Source organism: Streptomyces sp. B1I3, from assembly GCF_030816615.1.
GTDB lineage: Bacteria > Actinomycetota > Actinomycetes > Streptomycetales > Streptomycetaceae > Streptomyces.
In genome coordinates, this window is sequence record NZ_JAUSYD010000001.1 from 2,822,204 (window position 1) to 2,837,514 (window position 15,311).

At 70.6% G+C, this 15,311-nt stretch carries 12 protein-coding genes and 2 tRNA genes; 7 read left to right on the forward strand and 7 right to left on the reverse strand.

Translation table 11 applies throughout. The annotated features are described in order from the left end of the window. Window positions 1–221: 221 nt before the first annotated feature. Both QFZ58_RS12735 and QFZ58_RS12740 read right to left on the reverse strand, forming a co-directional pair. Entirely contained in the window at window positions 222–872 is a 651-nt protein-coding gene (locus QFZ58_RS12735) for an alpha/beta family hydrolase (protein ID WP_373428544.1), read from the reverse strand. Between the two features lie 28 nt (window positions 873–900). Continuing rightward, the gene (locus tag QFZ58_RS12740) at window positions 901–1,716 is read right to left on the reverse strand and encodes an SOS response-associated peptidase (protein WP_307125036.1); all 816 of its coding nucleotides are present in this window, start codon (window positions 1,714–1,716) and stop codon (window positions 901–903) included. A 74-nt stretch (window positions 1,717–1,790) separates the two neighbouring features. Between QFZ58_RS12740 and QFZ58_RS12745 the strand changes: the two genes are divergently transcribed. From QFZ58_RS12745 to QFZ58_RS12770, 6 genes are all read left to right on the forward strand, one after another. After that, window positions 1,791–2,504, forward strand: coding sequence for a M50 family metallopeptidase (locus tag QFZ58_RS12745; protein ID WP_307125037.1), 714 nt, complete (start codon window positions 1,791–1,793; stop codon window positions 2,502–2,504). A gap of 104 nt (window positions 2,505–2,608) precedes the next feature. Then, a complete protein-coding gene (gene aroA / locus QFZ58_RS12750; protein WP_307125038.1) occupies window positions 2,609–3,988 on the forward strand; it encodes a 3-phosphoshikimate 1-carboxyvinyltransferase in 1,380 nt (459 codons plus the stop codon). Between the two features lie 4 nt (window positions 3,989–3,992). Further along, entirely contained in the window at window positions 3,993–5,009 is a 1,017-nt protein-coding gene (rsgA, locus tag QFZ58_RS12755) for a ribosome small subunit-dependent GTPase A (protein ID WP_307128844.1), read from the forward strand. Between the two features lie 143 nt (window positions 5,010–5,152). Further along, complete coding sequence (locus tag QFZ58_RS12760) at window positions 5,153–5,476, forward strand: multidrug efflux SMR transporter (protein ID WP_307125039.1); 324 nt, start codon at window positions 5,153–5,155, stop codon at window positions 5,474–5,476. A gap of 416 nt (window positions 5,477–5,892) precedes the next feature. Beyond that, window positions 5,893–6,693, forward strand: a complete 801-nt coding sequence (gene hisN, locus QFZ58_RS12765; RefSeq protein ID WP_307125040.1) for a histidinol-phosphatase — start codon at window positions 5,893–5,895, stop codon at window positions 6,691–6,693. A gap of 167 nt (window positions 6,694–6,860) precedes the next feature. After that, window positions 6,861–7,262, forward strand: coding sequence for a cyclic nucleotide-binding/CBS domain-containing protein (locus tag QFZ58_RS12770; protein ID WP_307125041.1), 402 nt, complete (start codon window positions 6,861–6,863; stop codon window positions 7,260–7,262). A gap of 162 nt (window positions 7,263–7,424) precedes the next feature. Here the strand turns inward: QFZ58_RS12770 and QFZ58_RS12775 are convergent, their stop codons facing one another. Further along, window positions 7,425–8,894, reverse strand: coding sequence for a catalase (locus QFZ58_RS12775; protein WP_307128845.1), 1,470 nt, complete (start codon window positions 8,892–8,894; stop codon window positions 7,425–7,427). A gap of 144 nt (window positions 8,895–9,038) precedes the next feature. On the opposite strand from QFZ58_RS12775, the gene QFZ58_RS12780 reads away from it, so the two are divergent. Beyond that, complete coding sequence (locus QFZ58_RS12780) at window positions 9,039–9,458, forward strand: Fur family transcriptional regulator (RefSeq protein WP_307125042.1); 420 nt, start codon at window positions 9,039–9,041, stop codon at window positions 9,456–9,458. 262 nt (window positions 9,459–9,720) lie between these two features. Here QFZ58_RS12780 and QFZ58_RS12785 read toward each other — a convergent pair. From QFZ58_RS12785 to QFZ58_RS12800, 4 genes are all read right to left on the reverse strand, one after another. Continuing rightward, window positions 9,721–9,794: transfer RNA gene (locus tag QFZ58_RS12785), tRNA-Met, on the reverse strand. A gap of 83 nt (window positions 9,795–9,877) precedes the next feature. After that, window positions 9,878–11,956 carry a tetratricopeptide repeat protein gene (locus tag QFZ58_RS12790; RefSeq protein WP_307125043.1) on the reverse strand — a complete coding sequence of 693 codons (2,079 nt, stop codon included), beginning with the start codon at window positions 11,954–11,956 and terminating at the stop codon, window positions 9,878–9,880. 213 nt (window positions 11,957–12,169) lie between these two features. After that, window positions 12,170–12,243, reverse strand: a tRNA-Met gene (locus tag QFZ58_RS12795). Between the two features lie 42 nt (window positions 12,244–12,285). Next, the gene (locus QFZ58_RS12800; protein WP_307128846.1) at window positions 12,286–15,237 is read right to left on the reverse strand and encodes a UPF0182 family protein; all 2,952 of its coding nucleotides are present in this window, start codon (window positions 15,235–15,237) and stop codon (window positions 12,286–12,288) included. Window positions 15,238–15,311 lie beyond the last annotated feature (74 nt).

Below are 15,311 nucleotides of genomic sequence, written 5' to 3' on the forward strand. Positions count from 1 at the left end.
GGTCCGCTCAGGGCACGCCCACGCGTGCTCCCGTCCGCGTGCAGGACCGTCCACTCCAGGTCAGCGGCGTTCGAGCGGCGCGGGCAGATGGTCGAACCCATGCGACGGACTCCCTCTCCACGTACAGCGTTGTTGTACAGACGTCCCGAACAACAGCGCTTCCGTACACCGCATTCCCGGTCACGCGCGCCCCGCCGGGCGATGTGAGGGGAACGACGCGCCTACCCGACTTCGTCCAGCCAGTCGGCCACCGCCGCGGTGAGGACGTCCATCGCCTCGCGCTCGGTCGGCGGAGCCTTCTTCGGTACGGCGAACCCGTGGTCCGCGTACGGCACCTCGACGATCCGGTGTCCTCCGGCGGGGAACTCCTCCGGCCGTCCGAACGGGTCACGGCCGCCCTGCACCACGAGGGTGGGCACCCCGGCGCCCAGCAGTTCGTCCGCGCGGGATTTCTCCGGCCTGCCCGGCGGGTGCAGCGGAAAACTGAGCGCGAGCACCGCGCGCGCCCCCAGCTCGGTCGCCGTACGGCAGGCCACCCGGGCCCCGGCACTGCGGCCACCCGCGACCACGGGCAGCCCCGCACCCGTCAGCGCGGGCCACAGTCCGCGCCAGCCGGCGTCCAGGGTCCGCGGTGCCGGCGCCACCTTCTTCCCCGCCACCCGCCAGGGCTGCTCCACCAGGGCGACGGTCACTCCGCGAGCGGGCAGCACAGCCGCCAGCGCCTGCAGGTCGCGGGCCTCGACGCCGCCTCCCGCGCCGTGGCTCACGGCGAGCACCAGACGGGCGTCCTTCGCGGGGAGCCAGGTGATCCTGGCGGTTCCCGCGTCCGTCTCGACCGTCCGGCTCTTCTGCGTCGTCCCAGTGCGGCTCACAGAGCTCATCCTGCCGGATCCCGCCGGTTCAGAAGAGTGTGCCCAGCTCCGGCGCGGCCAGCTCCTCCAGCAGCTCCGGGCCGTTGTTGCGGACGTTGCTGACCGCGGTGCTCACCGGGTACGCCCGCATCAGCCCGCCGGGCGGCGGCTCCAGCAGTGCCTTCAGCTCCCCGGTGCCGGTGCGCGACGGATCGAGCCAGTCGTCCCACCGGTCGGGGGTGAGCATGAGGGGCATCCGGGGGTGGATGTCGGCGAGCGCCGCCGGCCCCTCGGCCGGGGCCACGGCGAGCGGGGACGTCTCCGCCTCGGTGGTGATCACGGAGCAGGTCACCCACCAGGCCTGCGGATGGTCGTCGGGCAGGGTCCGGTCGCGCCAGAACTCGTAGAGGCCCGCCATGGCGAAGACGGAGCCGTCGGCGGGCGTCACGAAGTAGGGCTGCTTACGGGGCCGCTTCCGCTTCCCCTTCTCCTCCAGCTGCCGCTCGTCGGCACCGGTGACCCACTCGTAGTAGCCGTCGGCGGGCAGGATGCAGCGCCTCGACTCGAAGGGGCGGCGGAAGGACGGCTTCTCGTGGACGGTCTCGGCACGGGCGTTGATCATGCGGGCGCCGCCCTCGGGGGACTTCGACCAGGACGGGACGAGCCCCCACTTCAGCGCGCGCATCTGGCGAACCGGACGCTGGTCGTCCGCGTCCTTCACAGGACGTTCCAAAATCGCGTAGACCTCTTTGGTCGGCGCCACGTTCCAATCGGGCTCCAGGGTCTCCGTGGGTTCCCACTTCTCGACACCGAAGAGCCCGGTCAGATCCTCCGGCCGCCGACTCGCCGCATACCGTCCGCACATAAGTGCCAGACTGCCACGACTCGCACGTCGAGCGGACGCCACTGCCGCACCTACCTCGAGGAGCCGCCCGCACCATGGACAGCACCGCACTGGGCGATCTGTGGGATCGCGTCTTCGGTACCCAGCCCGCGCCCGAGCAGTGGCTGGTGGTCGTGACGGCCACCGCGGCGCTCGTCGCCGTCGTGCCGAACCTCATATGGCGGCTCTCCCGCAACGCGATCACGATCGCCCACGAGGGCGGCCACGGGCTGATCGCCCTGCTCACCGGGCGACAGCTCTCCGGCATCCGGCTGCACTCGGACACCAGCGGCCTCACCGTCAGCCGCGGCAGGCCGACCGGCATCGGCATGATCCTCACCGCGGCGGCCGGCTACACGGCGCCCCCGCTGCTCGGCCTGGGGGGCGCCTGGCTCCTGGCGGCCGGCCGGATCACGCTGCTGCTGTGGCTGTCGACGGCGCTGCTCGCGGTGATGCTGGTGATGATCCGCAATCTCTACGGCGCCCTGACGGTCATTCTCACGGGGACGACGTTCCTGCTGGTGTCCTGGCTGACCTCGGCCGACGTGCAGTCGGCGTTCGCGTACACGGTGGTCTGGTTCCTGCTGCTGGGCGGGGTGCGCCCGGCCTTCGAGCTGCAGTCCAAGCGCCGGCACGGCGGTGCGCCCGACTCCGACCCCGACCAGCTGGCACGGCTGACGCACGCACCGGCGGCGGTCTGGCTCTTCCTCTTCCACGCCGTGTCGCTCTGCTCGCTGATCGGCGGCGGGCGCTGGCTGCTCGGGTTGTGAGGGCTGCTGCCGCGCCGGGCCCCTCTACCACCTCCTTATTACGCCCTGATTTCGTCCCTTTTGTTCAGGATCTGGGTTTGCGCAGAGCCACTAAAGTGAGGGGCATGACCGAAAGCGCCGTGCACCCCGCCCTCTGGCCCGCCCCCCGTGCGACCGGGGCCGTCGACGCGACCGTCACCGTGCCCGGATCCAAATCGGTCACCAACCGGGCGCTCGTCCTTGCCTCCCTGTCGTCCGAGCCCGGCTGGCTGCGCCGCCCGCTGCGCTCCCGCGACACCCTGCTGATGGCCCAGGCGCTGCGTGCGATGGGCGTAGGCATCGAGGAGGGCGTGGGCCCGGACGGCTCGGGCGAGGCCTGGCGCGTCATTCCGGCCGGCCTGCACGGCCCGGCCTCGGTCGACGTCGGCAACGCGGGCACGGTCATGCGCTTCCTGCCGCCGGTGGCCTGCCTCGCGGACGGACCGGTCCGCTTCGACGGGGACCCCCGCTCCTACGAGCGTCCCCTGCACGGGGTGATCGACGCACTGAAGGCCCTGGGCGCCAGGATCGACGACGACGGGCGCGGGGCGCTGCCCCTGACCGTGCACGGCGCGGGAGCGCTGGACGGCGGTCCTGTGGCGATCGACGCCTCCTCGTCCTCCCAGTTCGTCTCCGCGCTGCTGCTGTCCGCGCCCCGCTTCAACCAGGGGGTGGAGGTCCGCCACACCGGATCGGCCCTCCCGTCCATGCCCCACATCCGGATGACCGTCGACATGCTGCGCGCGGTCGGGGCCCAGGTCGACGAGCCGGAGACCGGCGGGGAGCCCGACGTCTGGCGTGTGGCGCCGTCCGCGCTGCTCGGCCGCGACCTGACCGTGGAGCCCGACCTCTCCAACGCCCAGCCCTTCCTGGCGGCCGCGCTCGTCACCGGCGGCCGTGTCACCGTCCCCGACTGGCCGCTGCGCACCACCCAGCCGGGTGACGCGCTGCGCGAGATCTTCACCGCAATGGGTGGCAGCTGCGAGCTGACCGAACGGGGCCTCACCTTCACGGGCACGGGCCGCATCCACGGCATCGACGTCGACCTGAGCGAGGTAGGTGAGCTGACCCCGGGGATCGCGGCCCTCGCGGCCCTGGCCGACTCCCCCTCCACGCTGAGTGGTGTCGCGCATCTGCGGCTGCACGAGACGGACCGCCTGGCGGCCCTCACCAAGGAGATCAACGGCCTCGGCGGGGATGTCGTGGAGAGCGCCGACGGACTGCGCATCCGGCCGCGCCCGCTGCACGGCGGCACGTTCCACACGTACGACGACCACCGCATGGCGACGGCGGGCGCGATCATCGGCCTCGCGGTGGCCGGGGTGGAGATCGAGAACGTCGGGACGACGGCCAAGACGCTGCCGGACTTCCCGGAGATGTGGGCCGGCATGCTCGGGGCCTCCCCCGGGACGGTCGGCGTCTCGCCCGGGGCCCTCGGCACCTCCCCCGCCAGGCGCGGTGTCTGAGCGCATGCGCCGCTACGGGAAGAACCCTGACGAGGACGACATCCGCGTCCGCCCCAACCCCAAGGGCAACCGGCCTCGCACCCACACACGTCCCAAGCACGAGGACGCCCAGGACGGCATGGTGCTCACCGTCGACCGGGGCAGGCTCACCTGCCTGGTCGACGACCGCACCGTGACGGCGATGAAGGCCCGTGAACTGGGCCGCAAGGCCGCCGTCGTGGGCGACATGGTCTCCATCGTGGGCGACCTCTCCGGCGACAAGGACACGCTGGCGCGCATCGTCCGCATCGGGAAGCGACGGTCGGTGCTGCGCCGCACGGCGGACGACGACGATCCGTACGAGCGCGTGGTCGTGGCCAACGCCGACCAGCTGGCCATCGTCACCGCGCTCGCCGATCCCGAACCGCGTCCGCGCATGATCGACCGCTGCCTGGTGGCCGCGTACGACGGCGGCCTCTCCCCGCTCCTCGTGCTGACCAAGTCCGACCTCGCCTCCGCGGACAAGCTCCTGGAGGCGTACACCCCGCTGGGGGTCCCCTACGTCGTCACCAGCCGGGAGGAACTGGAGAACGGCGACGCGGCGGACCGGGTGCGCGAACTGCTCAACGACCGGATGACCGCCTTCGTCGGCCACTCCGGGGTCGGCAAGACGACCCTCGTCAACGCCTTGGTGCCGAAGGACAGACGCCGGACGACCGGCGTGGTCAACGCAGTGACCGGGCGTGGCAGGCACACCACGACATCGGCGCTCGCGCTGCCGCTGCCGGACGACCGCGGCTGGATGATCGACACCCCGGGTGTCCGGTCCTTCGGGCTGCACCACGTCGACCCCTCCAGGGTCATCAACGCCTTCCCCGACCTCCAGCCGGGTACGGAGAACTGCCCGCGCGGCTGCACCCATGACGGTCAGGAGCCGGAGTGCGCCCTGGACGTCTGGGTGACGGAGGGGCATGCCGATCCGGCACGCCTCGACTCACTGCGGCGACTGCTGTCGACGCGGGAGCGGCGAGAGGGCGACTGACGGTCCGGCGGCACGGCTGACGGGTGTACGCGCCCGGGGACAGGACCGCCCGACTCGCGCACGTGCGCGAGCCGTCACGACAGGTAAGGGCATAATCGCGTCGAGCGGGACGAAGCCGTCACCTATGCGGGAGGCACCTGACGATGGCGTGGTTGCTGGTCGTGGTCGCCGGACTGCTCGAAACCGGCTTCGCCGTGTGCCTGAAGCTCTCCCACGGGTTCACCCGGCTCTGGCCGACCATCGCGTTCTGCGCGTTCGCCCTCGGCAGCTTCGGCCTGCTGACCATGTCCCTCAAGAAGCTCGACGTCGGCCCCGCGTACGCGGTCTGGACCGGCATCGGCGCGGCGGGTACCGCGGTCTACGGCATGGTCTTCCTCGACGACGTGGTGTCCACGCTCAAGCTGGTGTCGATCTCGCTGGTGATCCTCGGTGTGATCGGTCTGCAGCTGTCCGGTTCCTCGCACTGACCCCCGTGCGTGTGCCGCACCGGGGCCCTCGGCGGGAGGTACGCCGCGCCAGGCCCTGGTGGACGTGCGGGACCGCGGCGTCCCCCCTCCGCGTCGGCGGGTCCAGCGCGCGGACCGGGCCGTCCTTGCTGCCGGACTCGTGGTGGAGCGCTGCCGGGAGACCCCGCCGAGGCGGCGACGTCAACCATGCGCACGGCCGCCCGCGGGAGCGTGGACAGCGCGGAGAACGCGGAGGCCGGCAGGGCTTCTCGCGCCGTGGGCATCACCTCGTCCCGCACCACGGGTCCTGGGCTCCGGAGTTGACGCACCGCCAGGTGTCGCCAAGGGTCGGCGCGCCACCCCGCCGACCGCCCCGCCGTCCCGCCCCGGCGCGGGGCCGTGTAGCCCGGGTGGGTGCCGGTGGATACTGTGACGGCATGCCCGATTACCACGATGACCTGCGCCTGGCCCATGTACTGGCGGACGCCGCCGACGCGGCGACGACGGACCGTTTCAAGGCTCTGGACCTCAAGGTCGAGACCAAGCCGGACATGACCCCGGTGAGCGAGGCCGACAAGCACGCCGAGGAGCTGATCCGCGGGCATCTGCACCGGGCGCGCCCGCGCGACGCCATCCTGGGCGAGGAGTTCGGGCTCGAGGGCACGGGGCCGCGGCGCTGGGTCGTCGACCCGATCGACGGCACCAAGAACTACGTGCGGGGCGTTCCCGTCTGGGCGACGCTGATCTCGCTCATGGAAGCGGGCGAGGACGGCTTCCAGCCGGTGGTCGGCGTCGTCTCGGCACCCGCGCTGAACCGCCGCTGGTGGGCCGCGAAGGGCGCCGGCGCGTTCTCCGGTCGCAGCCTCACCTCCGCGACGCGGCTGCAGGTCTCCAAGGTCGAGCGGATCGGGGACTCCTCGTTCGCCTACGCCTCGATGACCGGCTGGGAGGAGCAGGGGCGGCTCGACGGGTTCATGGACCTGACGCGGGCCTGCTGGCGGACACGGGGGTACGGGGACTTCTGGCCGTACATGATGGTCGCCGAGGGCGCGGTCGACATCTGCGCGGAACCCGAACTCTCCCTGTGGGACATGGCTGCGAACGCGATCATCGTCCAGGAGGCGGGCGGCCGGTTCACCAGCCTGGACGGCGTGTCCGGCCCGAACGGGGGCAACGCGGCGGCCTCCAACGGGCTGCTGCACGACGAACTGCTCGGCTACCTCAACCAGCGTTACTGAGGGTTGTCCGCGTTACGGCGGGTTGTCCGCTTACGGAGGGTCGCCCGCGCGCCCTCTTGTCGAGTCACCTCCGGGGTGCCACTCTGGGAGCCCCCCACTTGTGAACTTGTGAATCGGCTCACGAGAGCCGCTCCGCTCGTCACTCCTCGAAGGAGGTGGCTCCCTTCATGCTCGTACGTGACGCCATGAGCACGCTGGTCCTCACCATCGGCCCGGCCCACACACTCCGTCAGGCGGCCCAGCTGATGTCGGTTCGCCGCATCGGAGCAGCCGTCGTCCACGACCCGGACACCTGCGGCCTCGGGATCCTCACCGAGCGCGACATCCTCAACGCGGTCGGCTCCGGGCAGGACCCGGACATCGAGACCGCGTCCACCCACACCACGACCGATGTGGTCTTCGCCTCCCCCACCTGGACCCTGGAGGAGGCCGCCGAAGCGATGACGCACGGCGGCTTCCGGCATCTGATCGTGCTGGACGGCGACGGCCCCGTGGGCATCGTCTCGGTCCGCGACATCATCCGGTGCTGGTCGCCGGTCCGGCGGGCCCGCGCCGAGATGGCCCTCTGAACCGAATCCGCGGATCACGGACTCCCGGACACACGAGGCCGCCCACGGTGGTGCCACGAGCCCGGGTGCCCACCCGGCCCCGACCCGCGAACGGCAGCGGGCCGGACCCCCGGGAGAACCTCCCGGTGAAATCCGGCCCACCACCTACGGCAAGCGCCCGTGCTAGCCGCGCAGGGCCTGGACCGCGGCGTCCAGCCGCTTGCCGAAGTCTCCGTCCGCCTGACGGAAGTTGTTGATCGCGCGCTCGGCGATGTCGTCGCGCGAGACCTTCGCGATGAATCCGGAGAGGTTGTCGATCAGCCGGCTCTTCTCGTCCTCCGACATCAACCGGTAGAGGTTGCCCGCCTGGACGAAGTCGTTGTCCTCGGAATGGATCGGAGCCTGGTGGTTGCCGGTGCCACCGGTGAGCGGAACCGACTGCCACAGCGGCCGGTCCGTCTGGAACGGGCCGCCGAAGCTGTTCGGCTCGTAGTTCTTCGCACCCTTGTGACGGCCGTCGTACAGGTAGCCGTCGCGGCTGTTGGTGCGCGCCTCGGTGGCGTGCGGGCGGTTCACCGGCAGGTGGTCGGCGTTGATGCCGACACGGTAGCGGTGGGCGTCGCCGTACGCGAAGAGACGGCCCTGGAGCATCTTGTCCGGGGACGGACCGATGCCGGGCACGAAGTGGGCCGGGCTGAAGATCGACTGCTCGACCTCGGCGAAGATGTTCTCCGGGTTGCGGTTGAGCTCCAGCTTGCCGATCTCGATCGGCGGGTAGTCCGCGTGCGGCCACACCTTGGTGAGGTCGAACGGGTTGAAGCGGTACGTGGCCGCCTCGGCCGCCGGCATGATCTGGACCTGCACGCTCCAGCTCGGGAAGTCACCGCGCTCGATGGACTCGCGCAGGTCGCGCTGGTGGCTGTCCGGGTCGACACCGGAGAGGCGGACGGCCTCCTCCGTGGTGAGGGTCTTGATGCCCTGGTCGGTCTTGAAGTGGTACTTGACCCAGAAGACCTCGCCGGCCTCGTTGTTCCACTGGAAGGTGTGCGAGCCGAAGCCGTCCATGTGGCGGTAGGAGGCGGGGATACCGCGGTCACCGAACAGCCAGGTCACCTGGTGCGTGGACTCCGGGGACAGGCCCCAGAAGTCCCATACGTTGTCCGCCTCCTGCGAGCCGGTGTACGGGTCGCGCTTCTGGGTGTGGATGAAGTCCGGGAACTTGATGGCGTCCTTGATGAAGAACACCGGGGTGTTGTTGCCGACGAGGTCGTAGTTGCCCTCTTCGGTGTAGAACTTCAGCGCCCAGCCGCGGGGGTCACGCACCGCGTCCGCCGCGCCGAGGTTGCCCGCGACGGTGGAGAAGCGCAGGAACGTCTCGGTCTCCTTGCCGACCTCGGAGAGGAACTTCGCCCGGGTCCACTGCGAGACGTCACGGGTGAGCGTGAACGTGCCGTACGCACCGGCACCCCGGGCGTGCACGACCCGCTCCGGGATGCGCTCCCGGTTGAAGTGGGCGAGCTTCTCCAGAAGCGCCTGGTCCTGGACGAGAACCGGTCCACCCGGGCCAGCGGTCTCGCTGTTCTGGTTGTCGGCTACCGGCGCGCCGGCCTCCGTGGTGAGCGGTCCCTGCGTCACGTGCGCCTCCTGCGTCATGTTCTGCACAGATGTCGTTTTCTGCACAGCCTGTCCCTTGGCCTACGCCGGTCTCGATCCTACAATGGACTTTGTCCAAGTCAAGCGAACATCCAAAGTCACACCCATTCGGGACTCGGTCCCTCCACTGTTAGGCTGGATCCCATGAGTGACCTCCTGGAACGACTTCGTGGACGCGGCTGGCGCATGACGGCACAGCGGCGCGTCGTGGCCGAGGTTCTTGACGGCGAGCATGTGCACCTGACGGCGGACGAGGTCCACGCCAGGGCGGTCGATCGGCTCCCGGAGATCTCCCGCGCCACCGTCTACAACACGCTGGGCGAGATGGTCTCCCTGGGCGAGGTCATCGAGGTGTCCACCGACCGGCGCGCGAAGCGGTACGACCCGAACGCCCACCGCCCCCACCACCACCTGGTGTGCGCGCGCTGCGGCGCCATCCGTGACGTGCACCCCTCCGGCAATCCGCTGGCCGACCTGCCGGCCGACGAGCGGTTCGGCTTCACCGTCTCGGACGTCGAAGTGACCTACCGCGGCATCTGCCCGAACTGCGCGTCCACGGCCTGAGACCCGCTCGGTGCCCGGTCCTGCGCGTCCACGGCCCGAGGCCCGCTCGGTGCCCGGTCCTGCGCGTCCACGGCCCCAGACCCCCTCGGGGCCCGCTCGGGGCCCGGTTCGGCCTCGCCGCCTCCCGGCGACCGGCCCTCTCACGCGCTCCCCGGAGCCGCGGCTGCTCGCGCAGGGAGCGACCCGGTCACCGACGACGCCGCCTGTTCGGGCTCATGACTGAGGCCCGGATCCTTGGAAGGATCCGGGCCTCAGTCTTCAGTAGCGGGGACAGGATTTGAACCTGCGACCTCTGGGTTATGAGCCCAGCGAGCTACCGAGCTGCTCCACCCCGCGTCGTTGTGAATGCAACCTTACGGGACCCCGCCGACCAGCGCAAACTCGTTCGGGGAACACCATCCGGAGCCGCCCGGTCGTCGTCACGCGGTGAGCTCCTGGTGCAGCGCCTCCGACAGCCGTGCGGCCCGCTCCGTCACCTCCGCCGGCCCGAGCTCGACCGCCCGGGCACACCAGCGCTGACCCTCGGTGAGCTCGCCCCGGCGGGCGGCGAGCAGCGCGAGGCGCAGCGCCGCCCGGCCGTGCCCGTCGTTGGCGGCGCGGCTCCACCACATGGCCGCCTCCCGCTCGCTGCCCTCACGGGCGAGCAGGAGGCCCAGGTTGAAAGCCCCGTTGCGGCTGCCGGACTCCGCGGCCGCGCGGTACCAGCGCGCCGCACTCTTCATGTCGCCGCGCGCGGCCGCGAGCATCCCCGCCCTGACCTGCGCCCGGCGGTGTCCCTGTTCGGCGGCCCGCTCGTACCACTCCTCGCACTCGGTCTTCTCCGGCGTCGGTTCCCCCAGCCCCGGCGGCCCGGGGGGCGGCTGGCGCAGGTCGAGAACGCCTGCGAGCCGGAAGGCCGCTTCGGCGCTGCCGCCACCGGCGGCGCAGCGCAGATGACGCTCGGCCTCCTGCTCCTCGCCGTCGCGCAGCAGCGCCATGCCGACCTGCAGCGCCGCGTCGGTGTGGCCCGCCGCCGCCGCCCGCTGGTACCAGCCAAGAGCCGTACGGTCCTCGTCACGTCCGGCGTGCAGGATGCCGAGGTTGAAGGCGGCGTCCACGCTGCCCGCCTCGGCCGCCTTGGAGAACCAGGGTTCGGCGCCGGTCGCGTCCCCGGCCTGGAGCAGCAGCACGGCAAGGGCGTTCGCCGCCTCGCGGTGTCCGGCATAGGCGGCCCGGCGGTACCACTGCTCGGCCTGGGCGACGCGGTCCTGGGCCGCGCAGAGAAGGCCGAGGTTGTACGCGCCGTTGACGTCGCCCGCGTCCATCGCGGCTCGGTACCAGCGCTCGGCCGTCTGCTGCTCGCCCCTCGCCGCGTGGAGCGCCCCCAGGGCGTTGGCGGCGTTGCCGTCGCCGTCCTGGGCCGCACGCAGCCACCACACGGCGGCGCTCTCCTCGTCGCCCGCGTCACGCAGCAGGAAGCCGAGGGCACAGGCCGCGCGGGCCTCGCCGTCCTTGGCCGCGGTGAGATACCAGCGGCCGGCCTCCTTCAGCTCGCCGCGCTGTTCGAGGATGGCCCCGAGGTGCAGGGCGGCGCGGCGGTGCCCCCGCGCTGCGGCCTGCCTGTACCACTGCTCCGCCTCGCCGGCACGGCCCGCCTCGGGGCCTTCGGCGGGGCTGTCGTGCCTGCCCGTCGCGTTCCCGTCCCGGAGGAACCGGGAGATCGCCCCGGCGTCGCGTCCGAGGCCGAAGGCGTCGTGCGCATCGCCGGCAGCCGTGCGCTCGAGGGCGCGCGCCAGGCGATAGGCGGCCTCGCGGTGTCCCTGCTCCGCGGCTGCGCGCAGCCAGCGCTCGGCACCGACGTCGCCGCGGTGTTCCAGCAGGTCGGCCAGTGCGTACGCGCCGAGCGCGTGCCCCTGCTCGGCGGACTGGCGCAGCCAGTACTCGGCACCGGGTTCGTCGCCGCGCTCACGGAAGTGGCGCCCGAGGGCGTGTGCCGCGGCGGCGGAGCCGGCGACGGCGGCGATGCGCCACCATCCCGCCGCCTCGTCCGGGTACCCCCGCTGGTGCAGCAGGACGCCCAGGTTGTTGGCCGCGGCCCGGTCGCCCTCGGCGGTGGCGGCGCGCAGGTAGGTCTCGGCGGCGTCCAGGTCGCCGCGGCGCAGCAGGAGGGCGCCGAGGACGCTCATCGACGCGACGTCGCCGGCCTCCGCGGCGCGCCGGTGCCGCGCCTCGGTCTCGTCTGCGGGGTCCGCCGTGTCCGCGGTGTCCGTGGTGCCGGCGTCGCCGGTGTCCACCGCATCCCTGGCCTTTCCGGCGGTGGTGACGCCGGTGGTGCCCGTCGCCAGAGCCGTGCCCGTGGCGTACGACGTGAGGTCGGCGCGGGCGTCGTCAGCGACGTCGGCGTTCTCGGCGACGGCAGCGGCGAACACCGCATCTGCCACGTTTTCCGTCGCTCGGCCGCGTCGCTGCACAAACCGCCCTGTCTCCAACAGAGTTGCCCTGTCCCCCATAAATACCATCGTCGCACCGCCCCCAACCCGCGTACACCTGGAATACCGCGGCCAGTGAGGTCACTTCAGCGTTTTGTCGACTTGCCCACAGGGAGACAAGTCAAACACGTCCAGTTGCAACACATGCCCTCCGAACCGCACTTCATCCGGACAACTTGAGAAAGCCCGGCCCGGCATGACGAAGGCCCGGATCCTTGGAAGGATCCGGGCCTCAGTCTTCAGTAGCGGGGACAGGATTTGAACCTGCGACCTCTGGGTTATGAGCCCAGCGAGCTACCGAGCTGCTCCACCCCGCGTCGTTGTGTTCAAACAGTACCACGACGCGGGGTGGACCTTTCTCAGCTGCCCTGGTCCTCGCCCTTCTCACCGGACGCACCGGCGGTCTCCGCCTTGTCCGGCTCATCCGAAGCGCTGCCACCGCTGCCGGGCTTCGGCTGGGCCGCGGCCGCCCGCTCGAGAGCGTTCTGCAAGGCTTCCTGCGCCTTGCCGTAGCCCGCCCAGTCGTCCTCCTTCAGGGCCGCCTGGCCGTCGGTATAGGCCTTCTGGGCGTCGGCGATCGCCTTCTTCAGTGCGGCGTCCCCGGTGGCAGGAGGCTCCGTGGTGTCACCCGGGGGCTCGGTCGGCTCCGTGGGCGGGGTGGTCGTGTCGGAGCCCTCGACCCCGAAGACCGCGTTCAGCGCCTCCCCGAGACTGTTCTCGAAGACGATCTTCGACCCGTAGGACGCGGCGACCTTGCGCAGCAGTGGGTAGTTCTGCGTGCCACCACGCGTGTACACCGGTTCGATGTAGAGGAAGCCTCCGTCGAGCGGCACCGTCAGCAGGTTGCCGTACTCGATGTCCGAGTCGGTGCCCTTGAGGTTTCTCACGAACTCGGCGACGTCGTCGTTGCCGTTGAGCTCGCTCTGGACCTGCCCTGGGCCCTTGACGGTCGTGGTGACCCGCAACAGCCTTATCGTGCCGTAGTCCTTGCCGGCCGCGTCCGCGTCCACCGCCATGAACGCCCCGAGGTCGGGCCGTCCCTTCGGTGTGAACGTCGTGGTCAGAGAGAACTTCTGTTCGTCCTGGCCCGGCATCTTCATGCTCAGGTAGTACGGCGGGACGGCCCCGGGCTCCTTGTTGGTGGGGTCGTCCGGCACCTGCCAGGCGTCACTGCCGCTGTAGAACTGCGCCGGGTCCTCGACGTGATAGCGCGTGAGCAGCTCCCGCTGGACCTTGAAGAGGTCCTGCGGGTAACGCAGGTGGTCCAGCAGGTCCTGGGGAATGTCCGACCGTGCCTTCACCGTCCCGGGGAACGCCTTGCGCCAGGTCTTGAGGACCGGGTCCTCGGTGTCCCACTCGTAGAGCTTGACCTTGCCGTCGTACGCGTCGACGGTGGCCTTGACCGAGTTACGGATGTAGTTGACCTGGTTCTGCTGGGCGACGACCGCACGCTGATTGGTGGTCAGCGAGTCGGCCGTGGTGTCACCGAGCGTCGTCCGCGAGGCGTACGGGTAACCGTTCGTCGTGGTGTAGGCGTCGACGACCCACTGGATCCGGCCGCCCACGACCGCCGGATAGGCGTCGCCGTCGATCGTGAGCCAGGGCGCCACCGCCTCGACCCGTTCCTTCGGGGTGCGGTTGTACAGGATCCGCGACCCGTCGCCGATGGCTCCCGAATAGAGTATCTGCGGCTCGCTGAACGACACGGCGTAGGCCGCGCGGTTGAACGCGTTGGACAGACTGACCCCGCTGTCGCCCTTGTAACTGGTGGTCTTCTCGCCGTCCTCCTCGTAGTCGAGCTCCTTCTGGGGCCCACCGACGATGGAGTACTGCTGGGTCTTCTCGCCGTAGTAGATGCGCTGCTCGTACTTCGGCAGTTCACCCGTGGTCGGCAGGCCCGACTCCGTGAAGTCCGGGGAGCCCGCCGGGTTGGTGCCCGTCGTCGTGCCCCGCGCCGCGATGGCGCCGTAGCCGTGGGTGTACGTGAAGTGGTCGTTGATCCAGTTCCGCTTGGGGAGGCCGTTGAGGTTGAGCTCACGCAGGCCGATGACGGTGTCCTGCTCCTTGCCGTCCTTGCCCGTGTAGCGGTCGACGTCCAGCGTCTCGGGGAACTGGTAGTAGTTCCTCTTCTGCTGGAGCTGCTGGAAGGCCGGGGAGACGACGTTCGGGTCCATCACGCGGTAGCTGGCCGCCGCGTCGGCGTCGGCCCGGAGTTTCGCCTCGTCCGAGGTCGTGCTCTTGCCGGAGTAGTCGTCGACCTGGGCGTCGTCGATGTCGTAGGCATCACGCGTCGCGTCGATGTTCTTCCGGATGAACGGCGCTTCCTTGGCCTGCTCGTTGGGCTGGACCTGGAACTTCTGCACGATCGCCGGGTAGAGCCCGCCGATAAGGATCGCCGAGAGCACCATCAGGCCGAAGCCGATGACCGGCAACTGCCAGGTACGACGCCAGAGCGTCGCGAAGAACAGCACGGCGCAGATCGCGGCGATGCAGAACAGGATCGTCTTCGCCGGAAGATAGGCATTGGCGTCGACGTACCGCAGACCGGTCCAGTTGTCCGTGGCCTTGAAGTCGCTGGACTTCACGGCCAGCCCGTAGCGGTCGAGCCAGTACGCCACCGCCTTCAGCGAGACGAAGATGCCGAGCAGCACGGACAGGTGGCCCGTTGCCGCACCGGTGGCCCGCGCGCCGGGACTGGTGATCCGCAGCCCGCCGTACAGGTAGTGGGTGAGCGCCGCGGCGATCAGCGACAGCACCGCCGCGGCGAAGCCGAAGCCCAGCAGGAAGCGGTACCACGGCAGGTCGAAGGCGTAGAAGGACACGTCCAGCTTGAACTGTGGGTCCTTCTGCCCGAACGACACGCCGTTGACGTACATCAGCCACGTACGCCACTGGCCCGAGGCGGACGCCCCGGCGATCAGCCCGACGAGGGCGGTGACGGCGAGCAGCACCCACTTCTTGTACGGGGCGACGCTCATCCGGTAGCGGTCAAGGCTCTGCTGCTCCAGCGACATCGCGCTCAGCGGCGGCCGGAGCCGGTGCGCGAGCCAGATGTTCACACCGATGGCGAGAGCCATCAGCAGTCCGAAGACGAGGAACAGCCCGATCTTGGTCCACAGAGTGGTCGTGAAGACGGACGAATACGCGACGGACCTGTACCAGAGCCAGTCCGTCCAGAACCCGGCGAACATGACGAAGGCCATGGCGAGAACCGCCAGGACCCCCAGTGTCATGAGCAGGGTACGGACGCGCCGGGACGGGCGGCCGACTCTGATCCGTGGCCCGGTCGGGCCTCCGCCGCGGTCCGGCATCTGGAAAGCCAACGTGCGCACCTCGAAGTTCGCGGTCGTGTGAAGCAGGCCCAGCGATCGTAGAGCCCACCTAT

Coding starts and splice junctions, on each gene's coding strand:
- QFZ58_RS12740 (WP_307125036.1), bottom strand. CDS start 1,716: ATGTGCGGACGGTATGCGGCGAGTCGGCGGCCGGAGGATCTGACCGGG.
- QFZ58_RS12745 (WP_307125037.1), top strand. CDS start 1,791: ATGGACAGCACCGCACTGGGCGATCTGTGGGATCGCGTCTTCGGTACC.
- aroA (WP_307125038.1), top strand. CDS start 2,609: ATGACCGAAAGCGCCGTGCACCCCGCCCTCTGGCCCGCCCCCCGTGCG.
- rsgA (WP_307128844.1), top strand. CDS start 3,993: ATGCGCCGCTACGGGAAGAACCCTGACGAGGACGACATCCGCGTCCGC.
- QFZ58_RS12760 (WP_307125039.1), top strand. CDS start 5,153: ATGGCGTGGTTGCTGGTCGTGGTCGCCGGACTGCTCGAAACCGGCTTC.
- hisN (WP_307125040.1), top strand. CDS start 5,893: ATGCCCGATTACCACGATGACCTGCGCCTGGCCCATGTACTGGCGGAC.
- QFZ58_RS12770 (WP_307125041.1), top strand. CDS start 6,861: ATGCTCGTACGTGACGCCATGAGCACGCTGGTCCTCACCATCGGCCCG.
- QFZ58_RS12775 (WP_307128845.1), bottom strand. CDS start 8,894: ATGACGCAGGAGGCGCACGTGACGCAGGGACCGCTCACCACGGAGGCC.
- QFZ58_RS12780 (WP_307125042.1), top strand. CDS start 9,039: ATGAGTGACCTCCTGGAACGACTTCGTGGACGCGGCTGGCGCATGACG.
- QFZ58_RS12790 (WP_307125043.1), bottom strand. CDS start 11,956: ATGGTATTTATGGGGGACAGGGCAACTCTGTTGGAGACAGGGCGGTTT.
- QFZ58_RS12800 (WP_307128846.1), bottom strand. CDS start 15,237: ATGCCGGACCGCGGCGGAGGCCCGACCGGGCCACGGATCAGAGTCGGC.